Source organism: Streptomyces sp. NPDC002057 (assembly GCF_040296665.1).
Taxonomy (GTDB): Bacteria; Actinomycetota; Actinomycetes; order Streptomycetales; family Streptomycetaceae; genus Streptomyces.
Genome location: NZ_JBEOXR010000038.1, coordinates 30,830 through 45,678 on the forward strand (window position 1 = coordinate 30,830; position 14,849 = coordinate 45,678).

Consider the following 14,849-nt stretch of genomic DNA (forward strand, 5'->3'; position numbering starts at 1 on the left):
CGGCGCGGGCTCACGCCTCCGTGAGCAGGCGCTCCCGCAGGCGCTCGCGGGTCTCCGGGGCCAGCTTCAGGCCCTCCGTGAGGTAGGCGTCCACCGAACCCCAGGTCGCCTCGATCATCTCGAAGGCGCCCCGCAGGTACTCCACCCGCGCGTCGAACAGCGGGCTCAGCAGCTCCATCACCTCGGGCGACATCGCGTCCGCGTCGGTGGAGCTGCGGCGCACCTTGTAGCGGCGGTGCGGGTCGTTCGACTTCACGTAGTCCGCCTCGATCGCCTCCCGCTCGACCCCGACGGCGAGCAGGGTGATCGCTATGGAGAGCCCGGCGCGGTCCTTTCCGGCCGCGCAGTGCATCAGCGCGGGGAGGCTGTCCTCCGCCAGGGAGTGCAGGATCCGGCTGTGCTCCGCGGTCCGCTCGACCACCATCTTCCGGTACGAGTCGGACATTCGGGCCGCGGCCTTGCCCTCGCCGAGGATCTCCCGCAGCTGCTCGATGTCGCCGTCGCGGACCAGCTTCCAGAACTCCTTGCCGTCGGCCGGGTCGTTGAGCGGTATGTTCACGTTCCGCACGCCGGGCAGGTCCACGTCAGGACCCTCGATCTTCCGGTCCGCCAGGTTCCGGTAGTCGAAGACGGTGTGCAGTCCCAGCGAGTCGAGGAAGGTGACGTCCTCCTCGGTGGCGTGGGCGAGGTGGCCGCTGCGGTAGAGACGGCCGGGGCGCACGGCGCGCCCGTCCGTCGTCGGCAGGCCGCCCACGTCCCGGAAGTTGCGGACCTCGGCGAGCTCGGGCTCGGTCGCTTCGGCGGGCGGGACCTGCGGCAGCTGCTGCGTCACGGATGCTCCTGATGATCGACGTTCGGGTGCCCCGACACGAGGTCGGTTCCAGGGGCAATCATCCAGCCGGGACGGTGTCGGCGCACCCCCCTGGACGGGAATGGGTGATCTGTCCGAATTGAGGCCTTGCGTATAACGCGCCCTGGTTGCAGGCGAGATGAGCCGCGGCGCGTGAGCAGGGTCATAGAAGTGACGGATCGTGGCCGGAGGCCCGGGGCAATTGCCGTACGGAAAAAGGAAATCGAAGGACCGTCATCGACGGAGGGTGACCGGAATTCCGGGCGGAGGAGCGGGTGGGGAAAGCCGGCGGAAATCAGTGGCTTGTTCGTGCCGACCCCGCTCGTCTAGCGTCACCGTCAATCCGGTCGGACCGCCGAATCCTGCCACCGTCCGGAATTCCACCCATCCCATGCGTGGCAGGAGCGGGGGACCCAGGAAGTACGCCGGTCCCGCGAAGCAGGACGGCTTGGGGTGAAGCCGCGTGGACACGCGGCCGGGCATCTCCAGTCCGAACCCGACAGCTCACCTCGCAGGCGCCGGAGAGGAATTCGCCATGCCCGCGAAGGGTAAGCACCGCCGTACCAAGTCCAACCCCCTGACCCGCGGAATCGTCGCCGCCGGTACGGGAGGCGCCGTCGTCGCCCTCCCGCTCCTCGGCGCCACCGGGGCCCACGCCGCCACCCCGGCCGCCGTTCCCGGACAGGCCGTCACGGCCGCCGCCCAGGTGAAGGCCTCCGCCGCCGTCCAGGCCGCGCCCACCGCCAAGGCCAAGCCGAAGACGTACTCCGTCGTGAGCGGCGACTACCTGTCGAAGATCGCCGAGGAGCACCACCTCACCGGCGGCTGGCAGAAGCTCTACGCGGACAACCGCCAGGTCGTCGGCGAGAACCCCTCGCTCATCCTGCCCGGCATGAAGCTCACGCTCGGCGCGAAGAGCAAGGCCCCGGCCGCCGCGCCGAAGAGCGCCGCGCCCGAGGCCGCCCCGAAGGCCTCGGCCAAGAACAACGACGAGGCCCCCCGCGCCTCGCGCGGCGGCGAGCGCTCCGCCGCCCCGGCCGCGAGCACGGAGTCCTCGAACTCCACCGCGCCGTCCTCGGGCTCCTCCACCTCCGGCGCCTCGACCTCCGCGTCCGGCTGGGTCGCCCCGGTCGGCGGCGGCGTCTCCACCCCGTACCGCGCCTCCGGCTCCATGTGGTCCTCCGGCTACCACACCGGTGCCGACTTCATCGCCTCCTCCGGCACCACCGTCCGCGCCGTCGGCGCGGGCACGGTCGTCTCGGCCGGCTGGAGCGGTTCGTACGGCAACGAGGTCGTCATCCAGCACGCCGACGGCAACTACTCGCAGTACGCCCACCTCTCCTCGCTCTCCGTCTCGTCCGGCCAGACCGTCACCGGCGGCCAGCAGATCGGCCTCTCCGGTTCCACCGGCAACTCCACCGGCCCGCACCTGCACTTCGAGATCCGTACCTCGCCGAGCTACGGCTCCGACGTCGACCCGCTGGCCTACCTGCGCCAGCACGGCGTCTCCATCTGACGCACACCCGTCACCCGAGTGGCCCGGCACCCCGTGCCGGGCCATCGGCGTGCCCGAGGTCTATTCCGGCTTGGCAAATTCTTTATCGGTGGCATATGTCACCCAGCGTCAACCCCTCCTTACGGTCGCGTAGGTCACATCCGAAAGGGAAGGATGTGCTCCCGTGGCAGACGATTCGAGATCAAGAGACAAGAACGCATTCGGGTCGTACGCGGCGATCGGTGACAGTTTCACGGAGGGCGTCGGAGACCCCGGGCCCGCCGGGACGTACGTCGGCTGGGCGGACCGCTTCGCGGTGCTGCTCGCCGACCAGCTGCCGGAGCACGACGCCTTCCGCTACGCCAACCTGGCCGTACGCGGGCGCCTCCTCGACCAGATCGTGGCGGAACAGGTCCCCCGGGCGAAGGAACTCGCCCCCGACCTGGTGACCTTCTGCGCGGGCGGGAACGACATCATCCGCCCCGGCACGGACCCCGACGACGTCGCCGAGCGCTTCGAGCGCGCCGTCGCCGAACTGACCTCAGCCGTCGGCACCGTGATGGTGACCACCGGCTTCGACACCCGTGACGTACCCGTGCTCAGGCACCTGCGCGGCAAGATCGCCACGTACACCGCCCACGTCCGGGCCATCGCCGACCGCTACGACTGCCCGGTCCTCGACCTGTGGTCCCTCAGGTCCGTCCAGGACCGGCGGGCCTGGGACAACGACCGGCTGCACCTCTCGGCCGAGGGACACACCCGGGTGGCCCTGCGCGCCGCCCAGGTCCTCGGCCTGCCGGTGCCCGCCGACCCGGACCAGGCGTGGCCGCCGGTTCCGCCGCGCGGCACGCTGGAGGTGCGCCGCGACGACATCAACTGGGCCAAGGAGTACCTCGTGCCCTGGATCGGGCGCCGGCTCCGGGGCGAGAGCTCCGGCGACCACGTCGAGGCCAAGCGCCCCGACCTCATGCCCCTGTAGCCCCGGGGGAGGCCGGCGGGGGCACGACGGCGGGGATCCGCTCCAGGACCCCGCCGGCGAACACGTCGTACAGCGGCAGCGTCTCCAGATGGACGTAGCCGATGTGGCAGTCGCAGACGCCGAGCGGACAGGCGCGGGGCCGCAGGGCGGCGCGGTAGGAACCGTCGTACAGGTTCCCGAGCTCGGCCTTGACGAAGTGGCAGCGCCGCACCGTCCCCTCGCCGTCCACCGAGATCACCGACTCGCCGGTCCGGCAGGGCAGCCCCGCCGAGCGGTGCGGACGGCGGCTGTACGGGAAGAGCGGGTCGATCCCCGTCCACCCCGCGGCCTCCGCGTCGGTGTACGTGTGCCCCTCCGCCGCGTTCACCCAGAGGTAGACGTGCGGCGGCAGCGCGGCCCGCAGCCTTCGGGCGTGCCCGGCGTGCTCGGGGAGCCCGACCACGCCGACGCTGAAGCGGACGCCCCGCTCCGTCAGCTCCCCGCACTTCGCGAGGAAGCGCTCGTACGGCGTCTGCCCCGGGTGGTACGTGCACCAGAGCGCCACCGTCTCCGGGTCCGCCTCGGCGAGCCAGTCGGTCCGGCAGCTCAGATTGGTCTGGATCGCCACCCGCTCGACGTGCGGGAGCCGGGACAGCTCGACGATCGCCCGCCGGTACCAGGAGCGGACCAGGCCCTCGCCCCACGGGGTGAAGAGGATCCGCAGCCGGTCGCCGGTCTGCCCGGCGGCCCAGCCGGTGAACCGTTCGAGCGCGGCCCGGTCGGCCCGCAGCTGCTCCCGGCTGTCCCGGCGCTTGGCGAACGGGCAGTACGGGCAGTCGAAGTCGCAGGAGGAGAGCGGCCCGCGGTAGAGCAGGGTCAGGTCCATGGCCGCCCGCTACTTCGGCTCGTACGCGGCCATCGCGGCCCGCACCGAGGGGGAGAACAGCTCGGGGCCGAGACCGTCCGAGTGGGCGAGCCCCTCCGGCGACAGTCTCAGGAGCCCTCCCGCCGCCTCCCCGTCCAGCCAGCCGAGGGCCTCGAACCGGCCCAGCTCCTCCGCGAAGTCGGCGAACGGAGAGGAACCGAACCGCTCCTCGTACTCCGCGAGAGGCATGCCCCCGGCCTGGAGCAGCGACTGCAGCAGATGGCGGCGGCGGGCCTCCCCGGCGTCGACCCACCGGCCGACCTCGGCGCGCGAGAAGTCCGCGGTCTCCGTGTACGCGTCGATGATCGAGCGGATCTCCCGCATGTCGACCGCGTAGTCGAAGGAGTAGTGGAGGGCCGAGGTGTACGAGCGGGCCCCGCAGCCCAGTCCGATCATCCCGTCCGTCTGGCAGGCGTGGTCGTCCGGGCCCAGCGGCGCCGCGTCCGCCCGGCGGAACATCCGCATCGACACCTGCTCGTACCCGTGGGAGAGGAGATGGTCACGGCCGTACCGGTACAGGCGCAGCCGCTGCTCGTCCCACGCGCGGTCGGCGCCGGGGGAGATCCGGCCGAGGCCGGTGAGCGGCCGGACGTACAGCGGATAGAGGTACAGCTCCTCGGGGCGCCAGGCGAGGGCGGCGTCGAGCGAGGAGCGCCAGGTCTCCTCCGTCTGCCCGTCGATCCCGTAGATCAGGTCGATGTTCAAGACGGGGACGCCGGTGTCCCTGATCCGGCCGAGGGCCGACTCGACGTCCGCGCGGCGCTGCGGCCGGACGGCGGCGCGCGCCTCGGCCTCCACGAAGCTCTGCACCCCGATGCTGAGACGGGTCGCGCCCCGCTCGGCGAGCACGGCGAGGCGGTCGGCGGTCGCCGTCGCGGGCGAGGTCTCCACGGAGAGCGGCACCGCCCGCAGGTCCACCCCCGTCCGCCGCTCGGCGATGTCGCAGAGCCGCTCCAGCTCGGCGGCGGTGAGGAAGGTGGGCGTGCCGCCGCCGAACGCGGCCGTCGCGAACCGCACGGGGTCGCTCTCCCCGAGGGCCTCGCGCACGGCCGCGGCCTGGCGGTCGAGGGCGTCGAGGTAGCGGGTGGTCAGCTCGTCGGGGGCGCCGATCCGGGTGAAGAGGTTGCAGAAGCCGCAGCGGACCTCGCAGAACGGTATGTGCGCGTAGAGGGAGAGCGCGTCCTTCGGCTCGCCCCGCCAGAGGGCGGCCAGCTCCGGACGCTCGGGCAGCCTCCGGTACGCCGTCTTGTGCGGGTAGGCGTAGACGTAGCTCCGGTACGGGCGCGAGGTGGCGTCGTCGCTCATGCCGCGGCCTCCCGCTCCGGGCCCGCCAGCTCGAACTGCGCGTACGGGACGGTCCACACGACCTCGTGGCCGAGCCGGTGACCGGTGTGGCCGTCCTCCCCGTACGCCGTGCCGTGGTCGGAACAGACGATCGCGAAACACGGGCGGCGGCTGCTCATCGCGGCGAAGAGCCGGCCGATGTGGCGGTCGACGTAGGTGAGGGCGGCCGCGTGGGTCTCCCGGGAGTCACCCGCCTCGCGGGTGGCGCCCGGCAGATGGAACCAGTTGGGCTGGTGGAGCGCGGACACGTTGACGAAGAGGAAGAGCCGCCGCTCGTGGGGGAGTCCGGCGACGACCTCCTCGGCGCGGGTGACCTGGGACTCGAAGGAGGTCGGGGAGGCGACGCCGAAGGAGGGCTCCCAGTGGCTCTCCTGGAACAGGCCGGGGAGCACGGTGCCCAGGGGCGGCTGCCGGTTGAAGAAGCCGACTCCGCCGACGCAGACCGTGCGGTAGCCCTCGCCCGCGAGGGCGGACACGAAGTCCGGGGTGTCGTGGACGTAGGTGCCGTCGGCGGTGGTCTCGCTGCCCGCGAAACGCGCCGCGAAGAGGCGCGGGTGCGGACCGGGGGCGGCCGGGGTCGGCAGGAATCCGGCGAACATGGCCTGGTGGGAGGCGTAGGTGAAGCTGCCGGGCGCGTGCCGGCGCTCCCAGCCACCGGCGGGCAGATGACGGGCCAGGTTCGGCAGGCGGCCGGCGGCCGCGAGCTCCACGGCCACGTCGTACCGCAGCGTGTCGAGGGTGACCAGGAGCAGATCGTGGCTGCCGACGATCCTGTTCATGTCGGGCTGGTTCACGTGGTGCTCGTTCCTGTGGTGCGGGTGGTGCGGGTGGTGCGAGTGGGGCGGTCGGGGCCGCTGTCGGCGGGACGGTCGGGTCCGGTGGCGGGGTCGGGTCGGGCGGTGCGGTGGGGTCGGGCGGCGGCGGCACCGCGCGGGCCCGGGAAGTGGGCGGCGACCTGGGCCGCGTAGGTGTCGAGGCCCTCGGCGCCGCTGCCGGGCAGGCCCGTCAGCCCCGGCAGCAGATCCCCGAAGGCGTTCACCTCGCCCACCGCGAACCGGCGCCAGCCCGAGGAGGGCAACAGGTCGACGCCCACGCACCGGGTGCCGGGGTACGCGGCGGCGGCCCGCTCGCACACGTCGAGCGCGTCCGTCCACCGCCCGCCGGCCGCGGCGACAGCGGCGCGGGCCGCGTCCAGATCGCCGCGGGCGCCGCCCAGGTGCAGATTGGTCATGGGGGAGCGGCTGGTGCGGAGCACGGCGTGGGTGGCCCGCCCGTCGACCACCACCACCCGCAGATCGGCCGCCCGGCCGTCCTGGGAGGCCTTGGGCAGCCAGCGCTCGACGTGCAGACCGTCGGGGGCGAGGGCGTCCACGATCGCGGCGACCTCGCGCTCGCTCGTGTAGCGCCGCACCCGCAGGGAGTTGAAGAGCAGCCCGTCGGCCGCGAGTTCCACCGACGTGGTGGCCTGGACCCGGCCCGCCGCGTTCGTCTCGACCGCGAGCACCCCCGAGGCGGAGGAGCCGTGCGCGAGCTTCACGAAGGACCGGCGCAGACCGGCCTCCGCCGTCAGCGACCTGAGGTGCTCCCAGCCCCGCACCGGCGGGGCGGAAGGACCCGAGGTGGGCGACTCGGGGACCGGGACGCCCGCCGCGCGCAGCAGACCGTGGCCGAGCCGCTTGTCGAACAGGACGGACAGCTCGGCCGGGTCGTCGACGAGCACGGCGCCCGCCTCGGCGACGGACCGGGCGAGGCCCGCCACGGCGGCCGTGAACCGCTCGTACCAGAGGCCGGTGCCCTCGACCCGGGCCGGATCGTCGAGGCCGCGCAGCAGCCGGTCGGCCTCCGCGTCCTCGCCGGGCGAGTCCAGGCGTACGGTCTCGCCCGCCGCGAACCGGGCCCGGCCGCGCAGCACCTCGGGCCAGGAGACCACCCGCGCCCCGGGCAGCCCGGCGGTCCGCAGCGCGTCCTGGAGGAACGCGACGCGGCGGCCCGCCGGATCGCCGACGACCACGAGGCGCGGGCCGGCGGTCACTCGGCGACCGCGACGTACCGGTAGACCTCGCCGTCACCGTCGTCCTCGGGCTCCTGCGCGCCGTCGAGGTCCACGGTCACGCCGTACGGGGTGAGCGCGGCGAGCACGCGCTCCCCCATGGCCTCGGACAGGAAGTGGTGCGAGAGGTCGAGGTGGACGAGATGGGTCAGCGGCTGCCCGTCCAGCAGGGCCGCCGCACCCTCGTCGGTGAGGACGCCCATGGACAGGTCGAGCCGCTCGATCCGGGCGACGACGGGGGCGCCCGCCACGGCGGCGGCGACGGCGTCCTGGATCACGCTGTTGCACAGGCCGAGACTGCGCAGCGCGGGGAACGACGCGCCGGAGAGCAGCGGCGCCAGGTCCTCGGCCGTGCTGTCGCCGCCGTACTCGTCGGTGCCGAGCCAGAGTTCCAGGTTCTCCAGGGCGGGCAGATCACTGCCCACGATCCCGCGCACGACCTCGGCACCCAGGCCGCCCGCCTCCACCACCAGGGTCTCCAGACCGGTGTGACGGATCGAGGGGAAGACCAGGCCCGTGCCGCCGCGCACCGCGAACTCCCGCAGGGCCGGGTAGGCCGCGAAGAGCGGGGTCACGTCGGACTGGACGATCCAGCTGATCTCGCAGTCCTCGGACTCCATGTCCCCGAGGAAGACCGCCTCCAGGTCGGTGAGCCGGTTGTTCGCGGCCATGAGGGCCGTGACGATGCCGGCCGACGAGGTCTCGTACGCCTCGTTCCAGCCGCCGACGACCACCGCGCGCACCCGCCCCGTGTCCACCGTCTTCAGGAACCGCTCGAAGAGCGGCCCCCACTGCTCGTCCTCGGGGTCGCAGTAGGTCGGGGAGGAGATCCGCCAGGCGACGGCCGCCGCGTCGGGCAGTTCGACCCGCGCGTCCTCGGCCGGGAAGTCGAACACGGGCAGGCCGTGGAATTCCTGCAGGTGGTGGTCAACGGTCATGACTGCGCTCCCGGACGACGGACGGCGTGGATCAGCTGATGGCAAGAGTTCTACCAAGCGGCACCGACAGTGCTCGGCGGAGGGTCGGTGGCCGGCGGTGCGGGCCGGGTGGGCGCCGGTGCGGGGCCGATTGTCAGACCCGGCCCCTAGCGTCGTTCCCATGTCCGGCGTACCGCGCCGAACGGGGAGGGGAGAGCCATGTACCGGCAGGGAGACGTGCTGATCGCGCCCGTCGAGGAGACGGCCGTTCCGGAGCGCGCCAGGACCGCGGCGGGGGAGCCGAGGGACGCCCGGGGCCGCCTGGTCCTCGCGCTCGGCGAGGTCACCGGGCACGCCCACGCGATTCCCGGGCCCGGCCGGCTCGTCCGCGAGGCGGGGCCCCACGGCCCGCTCCTGCTCCACCTTCCCGAGGGCGGCCGGGTGGTGCACGAGGAGCACGCCCCGATCCCGCTGCCCAAGGGCTGGTACCGGGTGGTGCGCCAGCGGGAGTACGTGCCCGGCGCCTACCGGATCGTCGCGGACTGACCGAGAGAGAACTGGGGGACACGACATGAACCACACCACCGCACAGGACAAGTGGCGGACCGTCGCCGCGGCCACCGGGCCCGCCGACCGCGCCGCCGCGGAGGCCGGTGTCAGACTCGCCTACCGCACGGCGGGTCTCGCCGAACCCGGCCGCGTGCTCTGGGCCGACTCGCCGCTCGCGGCGGTCCACCTCGTCAGGGGTCTGACGGAGCGGGGCCGTTCGGTACGGGACGAGGTGCGCACCCGGCCGTGGGCCGAGGAGCGCCGCCGCCTCCACGACCTGCTCGGCCCGGCGGGCTGGGCCGCCCACTGGCAGGCGACCGGCGCCCCGCTCTGGGACCTCACCCGCGGCCTCGCCGACCGGATACGGGCCGGGGTGACGGAGGCCGCCACGGGAGCGGCGGGCTCGGGCGGCGCGAGTGACGATCCCGGCTCGGGCGACTCGGGCGGCTCTGGTGGCGCGGGTGATTCCGGTGGCCCTCGTGGCTCCCGTGCCTCCGGTGACGCCGACGGTTCCGCCGCTCCCGTGCGGGAGGCGACCGCCGTCCGGATCGTGCTGCTCGACGCGGTGCTCGGCCAGCACGACGCCGCCTGGCTCGCGGCCTTCGACGGTCGCGGAGAGCGGCTCGCGGGGCTCGCCGCCGTCGCCGGACACGCGGGCTGGTGGTGGCCCTACGAGAACGTCGCCGTGGTCTGCGAGCGCCCCGTCGCCCTCCACCGGGACGAGGCCGGGAGGCTCGACCGGGGCGACGGCCCCGCACTGGCCTTCGCCGACGGATTCGCCCTCCACGCCTGGCGGGGCATGCCGGTGCCCGCCGCGTTCCTCGCCGGCCTCGCCGGTCTCACCCCCGAGCGGATACGGAAGGAGGAGAACGCCGAACTGCGCCGGGTGATGCTGGAGTACTACGGCTACGAGCGCTATCTCGCCGCTTCGGGCGCCCGGCACGAGCACCGCGACGAGACGGGCGTCCTCTGGCGGATCGCGCTGGCCGACGACGAGGACGTGGTGATGGTCGAGGTCGTCAACTCCACCCCCGAGCCGGACGGCAGCCACCGCACGTACTGGCTCCGGGTGCCGCCCACGACCCGGACCGCGCGGGAGGGCGTCGCCTGGACCTTCGGTCTCCCCTCCGACGCGTACCGGCCCCTCGTCCAGACCTGAGCGCGCCGCCCGGGGAGGGACGGGCCCGGCTGGTACGGAGAGGTGAAGGGAGCCGGCGGTCAGGAGTGGCGTACCGGAGGGGACGGCGCCGGGTGCTGGGATGTGCCCGCCGGAGCCCCGGCACCCACCCTCGAAGGGACCGCCCGTGACGATCCGCCGGCCCAGCGCCGCAGCCCGTACCGCCCGTCTGCTCGCCGCCACCGCCGTGCTCGGCGGCCTCCTCGCCGGTACCTCGGCCCCCGCGCTGGCCGCCCCGCCCGAGCGGACGGCCCCGCGCACGGCCGCCCGGGCGGAGGCGCCCGCGACGGTCTCCGTCAGCGGCAGCGGCCGTGCCGCCGCCGCGCCCGACCTGGCGATCGTGGCCGTCGGGGTGGAGGCCTCGCGCCGGACCGCGAAGGAGGCGATGGCCGCGCAGAGCACCGCCGCGAAGTCGCTCCTCGACGTGCTGCGCGTGCAGGGCGTCGCCGAACGGGACATCCGCACCGACAGCCTGTCGCTCTCCCCGGTCTACACCCAGAACACCGCGGGCGAGAGCAAGGTGACCGCGTACCAGGCCGGCCAGTCCTTCTCGGTGAAGGTCCGGGACCTCGACAGGACCGGGCAGGTCATCGGCGCCGTCAACGACACGGCTGGGGACGCGGGCCGGGTCAACGGCGTCGTCTTCGACGTCGCCGACCCGTCGGCCCTGCGGGTGAAGGCGCGGGAGGCCGCCTACCGGGACGCGTACGACAAGGCGGCGCAGCACGCCCGGCTCAGCGGCCACCGGCTCGGCCGGCTCGTCTCGCTGAGCGAGGGCGAGTCCGTGCGCCCCGGTCCCGGTGCGGCGCCCGGGATCTCCGCGGACGAGGCGAGCGTTCCGCTGGCCCCGGGCGAGATCGAGGAGCAGGTCACCGTCTCGGCGGTGTTCGAGCTGCTCTGACCGGGCGGGCGTCCGGGGCGGTCGGCTCGGAGCGCGCGGTGGCCGGGCCGGGCCGGTCCGCCGGCCGCCCGGCGTCGGCGCCGACGCCGTCGGACGGCCCGTCGGGCGTGCCCACCTCCGTCTCCGGATCGCTGTCCGTAGCCTCCCGGTCCGTAGCCCCTCCGTCCGTAGCCTCCCGGTCCGTCGTCTCCCGGCCTCCCGCCTCGCCGGCCCGCGCCTCCGCGTCCGGGGCCTCCGCGTCCAGCGTCTCCTCGGCCGGCAGGTTCAGCTCGCGGGCGAGGGCCGCGTCCGCCCAGCGGAGCATCGCGGTGCGGGAGAGGGAGCCGGCGTAGGCCGTCGTCTGGACCGCCAGGCCGTCGAGGAACGCGGTGAGCCGCCAGGCCGCCGCCGCCGGGTCCGGGCAGCGGAACTCCCCGGCGGCGGCGCCCTCCGCGATCACCCGGGTCAGCGCGGCCTTCCACTCCTGGTCGAGGGAGGCGGAGACCCGGCGCAGCTCGGGGTCCCGCAGGGAGGCCGCCCAGGCCTCGATCCACAGCCGCCAGCCCTTGGCCTGGCCGGTGGGGGCGTACCAGCGCACGGCGGCCCGCAGGCGGCGCACCGCCGTGGAGCGGCGCCCGAGGAGCCGCCGCAGATGGGCGAGATCGGCCTCGGCGGCATGGGCGAAGGCGGCGGCGACCAGCTGTTCCTTGGACGAGAAGTGGTAGAGCACCAGAGCGTTGCTCACCCCGAGCGCGGCGGCGACGTCGGAGATCCGGACGGCGGCGACGCCGCGCGCCTCGATCTGCTCGACGGCGGCCCGGAGGAGTTCCTCCCGCCGCTCGGCCACGCTCAACCGCACTCTCGCCACGTCGGCAGCCTACACAGCACATGACGCGGGCATGATCGTCAACGGTCCGACGGGTGGACGGCCCGGCATCCGGCGGGTGACCGGCTCAGTACCAGCCGTAGCGTTCGGCGATCACCGGCAGCCGTTCCGCCACCAGCGCGTGCGCCGCGGCGCGCGGGCTGGTGCCGTCCGCCGCCGCCCGGTCGAGCATCCCGCCGACGAGCGTCCGCATCGCCCCGCGCACCCGGTCGAAGGCCTGGTCGGTGTCGGCCTCGATGTCGCCGAAGAGCGTCCACCACCACCAGGCGTTGGTGCACGAGTTCACCACCACGTCCGGCAGCACGGTGACCCCGCGGGCGCGGAGCGCCTCCTCGGCCTCCGGCAGGACCGGCATGTTGGCGGCCTCGGCGATCCAGCGGGCCGTGATCCGCCCCTGGTTCCCGGCGTCGATCGCGTACGAGACGGCCGCCGGTACCAGGACCTCCGCCTCGGCGGCGAGCCAGGCGTCCCCGGGCTCCTCCCGGTCCCCGGGGCGCAGGGCGGAGCGGTCGACGGTGCCGTGGGCGTCGCGGGCCGCGAGCAGCGCCTCGACGTCGAGGCCCTCGGGGTGGGTGATGGTGCCCCGGACGTCGGCGACCGCCACCACCCGCAGTCCGGCCCGTGCCAGGAACCGGGCGGTCGCCCCGCCCATGGTGCCGAGCCCCTGCACCGACACCCGGGTCCCGGCGTGCTCCCGGCCGGCCCGGTCGAGGGCGACGAGCACGGACTCGGCGACGCCGAGGCCACCGACCAGCTCGTCGAGGCCGATGCCGTCGACCTCGATCGCGAAGGCGTCGGCGAGCCGCTTGCGGGCCGCCGCCTCGTCGTCCAGGAGCGGGTAGACGGCCTGCACCGACGAGACGAGGCCCGCCTCGGCCACGGCGCGGTCCACCAGGTCCTGGCTGAGCCCCAGGTCCTCCCCGGTGGTCCAGAACCGCTCGACGTACGGCCGCATCGCGCGCAGATAGCGCACGAGGACGCCGTACGCCTCCGGGGAGCGGGGGTCGCAGTCGATGCCGCCCTTGGCGCCGCCCAGCGGCACGTACCGGGCCGACGGGTCGTAGTGCAGGGCCTCCTTCATGGTCATGCCGCGGGCCAGTCCGGCGACCTCCTCCGCCGAGCACCCCTCCCGCATCCGCAGGCCTCCGCTGGCCACGCCCCGTACCAGCCGGTCGACGACCAGGTGGCCCCGGCGGCCGGTCACGTGGTCGGTCCAGCCGACGGAGATCAGGGGGGCGGGGGTCATCGTGCGTCTCCTGGGAGGGGCGGGGCGGCCGGGCCGTCGTACCGGTCGACCGGGGTGGTCGTACTGAACAGTGGTTCAGTATGGCTGACCTTTCCGACCGTTCGCGGCGCGGGCCGCCCATAATGGAACGATCCCCAGAGATCAGGAGGTCCTGTGACCGGTACCGGCTCCGACCGTTCGCCGCGGGCCCGGCTGCGCGCGCTGCGCCCCGAGTCCTTCGGGGCGGATCCCACGGGTGAGCGCCTCGCCCGTATCCACCGCTCGCCGAATTTCGCGGACGGGATCTTCCAGAACCCCGAACAGGCCCGACGCGGCCCCTCCGGCTCCAGCGTCGAGTTCGCCAAGATCTACTTCGACAAGGAGGGGCGCTCGCGCCGAGCCCCCACCGGCACGATCCCCGTCCACCCCACCACCGTCGCCGACCTGGCCCGCCCGCCGGTCACCGGTCTCCGGATGACCTGGATGGGACACTCCGGCGTCCTCGCGGAGATCGACGGCCACCGGGTCCTCTTCGACCCCGTCTGGGGCGAGCGGTGCTCTCCCTTCCCGTTCGCCGGGCCCAAGCGCCTCCACCCGGTGCCCGCGCCGCTCGCCGCGCTCGGCCCGGTCGACGTCGTCGTGATCTCGCACGACCACTACGACCACCTCGACCTGCCGACGATCAAGGCGCTCGCCACCACCGACACCCTCTTCGCGGTGCCGCTCGGCGTCGGCGCGCACCTGGAGCGCTGGGGGGTGCCCGCCTCCCGCCTGCGCGAGCTGGACTGGAACGAGTCCACCGAGATCGGCGAGCTGAGGCTCACGGCCACCCCCGCCCGGCACTTCTGCGGCCGCGGCCTGCGCAACCGGCAGATGACGCTCTGGGCGTCCTGGGTGGTCACCGGACCCGCCCACCGGATCTTCCACAGCGGGGACACCGGCTACTTCACCGGCTTCAAGGACATCGGCGCCGCTCACGGCCCCTTCGACGCCACCATGATCCAGATCGGCGCCTACTCGGAGTTCTGGACCGACATCCACATGACCCCCGAGGAGGGCATGCGCGCCCACCTGGACCTCCAGGGCGGCGCTCCGGCCGGGGTGATGCTGCCGATCCACTGGGGCACCTTCAACCTCGCACCACACCCGTGGGCCGAGCCGGGGGAGGGGACCGTCGAGGCCGCCACCGGTGTCGCCCAGCGGATCGCCCTGCCCATCCCGGGCGAGCCCTTCGAGCCGGGCGCCGAGCGGATCCCCGAGAGCCCGTGGTGGCGCCGGGTCGCCCGCGCCCCCGTCGGCGGCTGGACGGGCGCACCCCTCACCGACGGTGACCGGTCGTTCACGGCCGCCTCCGGCACGGATGCGGACGCGAAGACGGAAGCGATCGGCGGAGGGACGTCAGGCGAGGCCGGCCCGGACGCCGGCCGGGGCGCGCCGGAGGCCGCGCGGACTCCGTAGCCGAGTCGCGGACCGTCTGGTCCGCAGCCGCCCGCCGGGGATTCCGGTCGGGGCGATTTCCGCAGAGGGCGGAGGTGTGAGAACGCCTCCGCCCTCTTCCGTTCCCGGTCCCCAACAGCCCTTCCGCGCCACGTC

The 14,849-nt window shown here is 74.2% G+C and carries 13 protein-coding genes, 1 pseudogene and 1 riboswitch; of the genes and pseudogenes, 6 read left to right on the forward strand and 8 right to left on the reverse strand.

The window, feature by feature from the left end:
* Positions 1-10: 10 nt before the first annotated feature.
* Positions 11-832, reverse strand: a complete 822-nt coding sequence (locus ABT129_RS25895; RefSeq protein WP_351906131.1) for a tyrosine-protein phosphatase — start codon at positions 830-832, stop codon at positions 11-13.
* A gap of 389 nt (positions 833-1,221) precedes the next feature.
* Positions 1,222-1,381, forward strand: a riboswitch (cyclic di-AMP (ydaO/yuaA leader).
* A gap of 4 nt (positions 1,382-1,385) precedes the next feature.
* On the opposite strand from ABT129_RS25895, the gene ABT129_RS25900 reads away from it, so the two are divergent.
* A complete protein-coding gene (locus tag ABT129_RS25900) occupies positions 1,386-2,366 on the forward strand; it encodes a M23 family metallopeptidase (protein WP_351906134.1) in 981 nt (326 codons plus the stop codon).
* A 163-nt stretch (positions 2,367-2,529) separates the two neighbouring features.
* Positions 2,530-3,324, forward strand: a complete 795-nt coding sequence (locus ABT129_RS25905; RefSeq protein WP_351906137.1) for an SGNH/GDSL hydrolase family protein — start codon at positions 2,530-2,532, stop codon at positions 3,322-3,324.
* Here ABT129_RS25905 and ABT129_RS25910 read toward each other — a convergent pair.
* From ABT129_RS25910 to ABT129_RS25930, 5 genes are read right to left on the reverse strand one after another with little or no spacing between them, the layout of a single operon-like run.
* Positions 3,311-4,189, reverse strand: a complete 879-nt coding sequence (locus tag ABT129_RS25910) for an STM4011 family radical SAM protein (RefSeq protein WP_351906140.1) — start codon at positions 4,187-4,189, stop codon at positions 3,311-3,313. The two genes, ABT129_RS25905 and ABT129_RS25910, sit on opposite strands and share 14 nt — an antisense overlap.
* Before the next feature lie 9 nt (positions 4,190-4,198).
* A complete protein-coding gene (locus ABT129_RS25915; protein WP_351906143.1) occupies positions 4,199-5,533 on the reverse strand; it encodes an STM4012 family radical SAM protein in 1,335 nt (444 codons plus the stop codon).
* Complete coding sequence (locus ABT129_RS25920; RefSeq protein ID WP_351906227.1) at positions 5,530-6,351, reverse strand: STM4013/SEN3800 family hydrolase; 822 nt, start codon at positions 6,349-6,351, stop codon at positions 5,530-5,532. Before ABT129_RS25920 ends, ABT129_RS25915 begins: the two co-directional genes overlap by 4 nt.
* An 11-nt stretch (positions 6,352-6,362) precedes the next feature.
* Positions 6,363-7,604, reverse strand: a complete 1,242-nt coding sequence (locus ABT129_RS25925; protein ID WP_351906146.1) for an STM4014 family protein — start codon at positions 7,602-7,604, stop codon at positions 6,363-6,365.
* A complete protein-coding gene (locus ABT129_RS25930) occupies positions 7,601-8,560 on the reverse strand; it encodes an STM4015 family protein (RefSeq protein ID WP_351906148.1) in 960 nt (319 codons plus the stop codon). The genes ABT129_RS25925 and ABT129_RS25930 overlap by 4 nt, the downstream gene beginning before the upstream one ends.
* Positions 8,561-8,758: 198 nt before the next feature.
* Here ABT129_RS25930 and ABT129_RS25935 point away from each other — a divergent pair, with 198 nt between their 5' ends.
* The 3 genes from ABT129_RS25935 to ABT129_RS25945 all read left to right on the forward strand — a co-directional run bounded on the left by ABT129_RS25935 (position 8,759) and on the right by ABT129_RS25945 (position 11,166).
* Positions 8,759-9,085, forward strand: a complete 327-nt coding sequence (locus ABT129_RS25935; protein ID WP_351906151.1) for a DUF8820 family protein — start codon at positions 8,759-8,761, stop codon at positions 9,083-9,085.
* Between the two features lie 25 nt (positions 9,086-9,110).
* Positions 9,111-10,247 carry a DUF6745 domain-containing protein gene (locus ABT129_RS25940; RefSeq protein WP_351906154.1) on the forward strand — a complete coding sequence of 379 codons (1,137 nt, stop codon included), beginning with the start codon at positions 9,111-9,113 and terminating at the stop codon, positions 10,245-10,247.
* A gap of 145 nt (positions 10,248-10,392) precedes the next feature.
* Positions 10,393-11,166 (forward strand): SIMPL domain-containing protein, encoded by a 774-nt coding sequence (locus tag ABT129_RS25945; protein WP_351906157.1) that lies wholly within the window; start codon positions 10,393-10,395, stop codon positions 11,164-11,166.
* Between the two features lie 247 nt (positions 11,167-11,413).
* Here the strand turns inward: ABT129_RS25945 and ABT129_RS25950 are convergent.
* Both ABT129_RS25950 and ABT129_RS25955 read right to left on the reverse strand, forming a co-directional pair.
* A pseudogene (locus ABT129_RS25950) lies at positions 11,414-12,013 on the reverse strand (TetR/AcrR family transcriptional regulator); the annotation flags it as partial.
* A gap of 85 nt (positions 12,014-12,098) precedes the next feature.
* The gene (locus ABT129_RS25955; protein ID WP_351906160.1) at positions 12,099-13,277 is read right to left on the reverse strand and encodes a Glu/Leu/Phe/Val dehydrogenase dimerization domain-containing protein; all 1,179 of its coding nucleotides are present in this window, start codon (positions 13,275-13,277) and stop codon (positions 12,099-12,101) included.
* Between the two features lie 153 nt (positions 13,278-13,430).
* On the opposite strand from ABT129_RS25955, the gene ABT129_RS25960 reads away from it, so the two are divergent.
* Entirely contained in the window at positions 13,431-14,714 is a 1,284-nt protein-coding gene (locus ABT129_RS25960; protein WP_351906163.1) for an MBL fold metallo-hydrolase, read from the forward strand.
* The last annotated feature ends 135 nt before the right edge of the window (positions 14,715-14,849 follow it).

Excerpts from the sequence above, each read along its gene's own strand:
- ABT129_RS25900 (WP_351906134.1), top strand. The coding sequence starts at position 1,386 with ATGCCCGCGAAGGGTAAGCACCGCCGTACCAAGTCCAACCCCCTGACC.
- ABT129_RS25910 (WP_351906140.1), bottom strand. The coding sequence starts at position 4,189 with ATGGACCTGACCCTGCTCTACCGCGGGCCGCTCTCCTCCTGCGACTTC.
- ABT129_RS25915 (WP_351906143.1), bottom strand. The coding sequence starts at position 5,533 with ATGAGCGACGACGCCACCTCGCGCCCGTACCGGAGCTACGTCTACGCC.
- ABT129_RS25920 (WP_351906227.1), bottom strand. The coding sequence starts at position 6,351 with ATGAACAGGATCGTCGGCAGCCACGATCTGCTCCTGGTCACCCTCGAC.
- ABT129_RS25930 (WP_351906148.1), bottom strand. The coding sequence starts at position 8,560 with ATGACCGTTGACCACCACCTGCAGGAATTCCACGGCCTGCCCGTGTTC.
- ABT129_RS25935 (WP_351906151.1), top strand. The coding sequence starts at position 8,759 with ATGTACCGGCAGGGAGACGTGCTGATCGCGCCCGTCGAGGAGACGGCC.
- ABT129_RS25940 (WP_351906154.1), top strand. The coding sequence starts at position 9,111 with ATGAACCACACCACCGCACAGGACAAGTGGCGGACCGTCGCCGCGGCC.
- ABT129_RS25955 (WP_351906160.1), bottom strand. The coding sequence starts at position 13,277 with ATGACCCCCGCCCCCCTGATCTCCGTCGGCTGGACCGACCACGTGACC.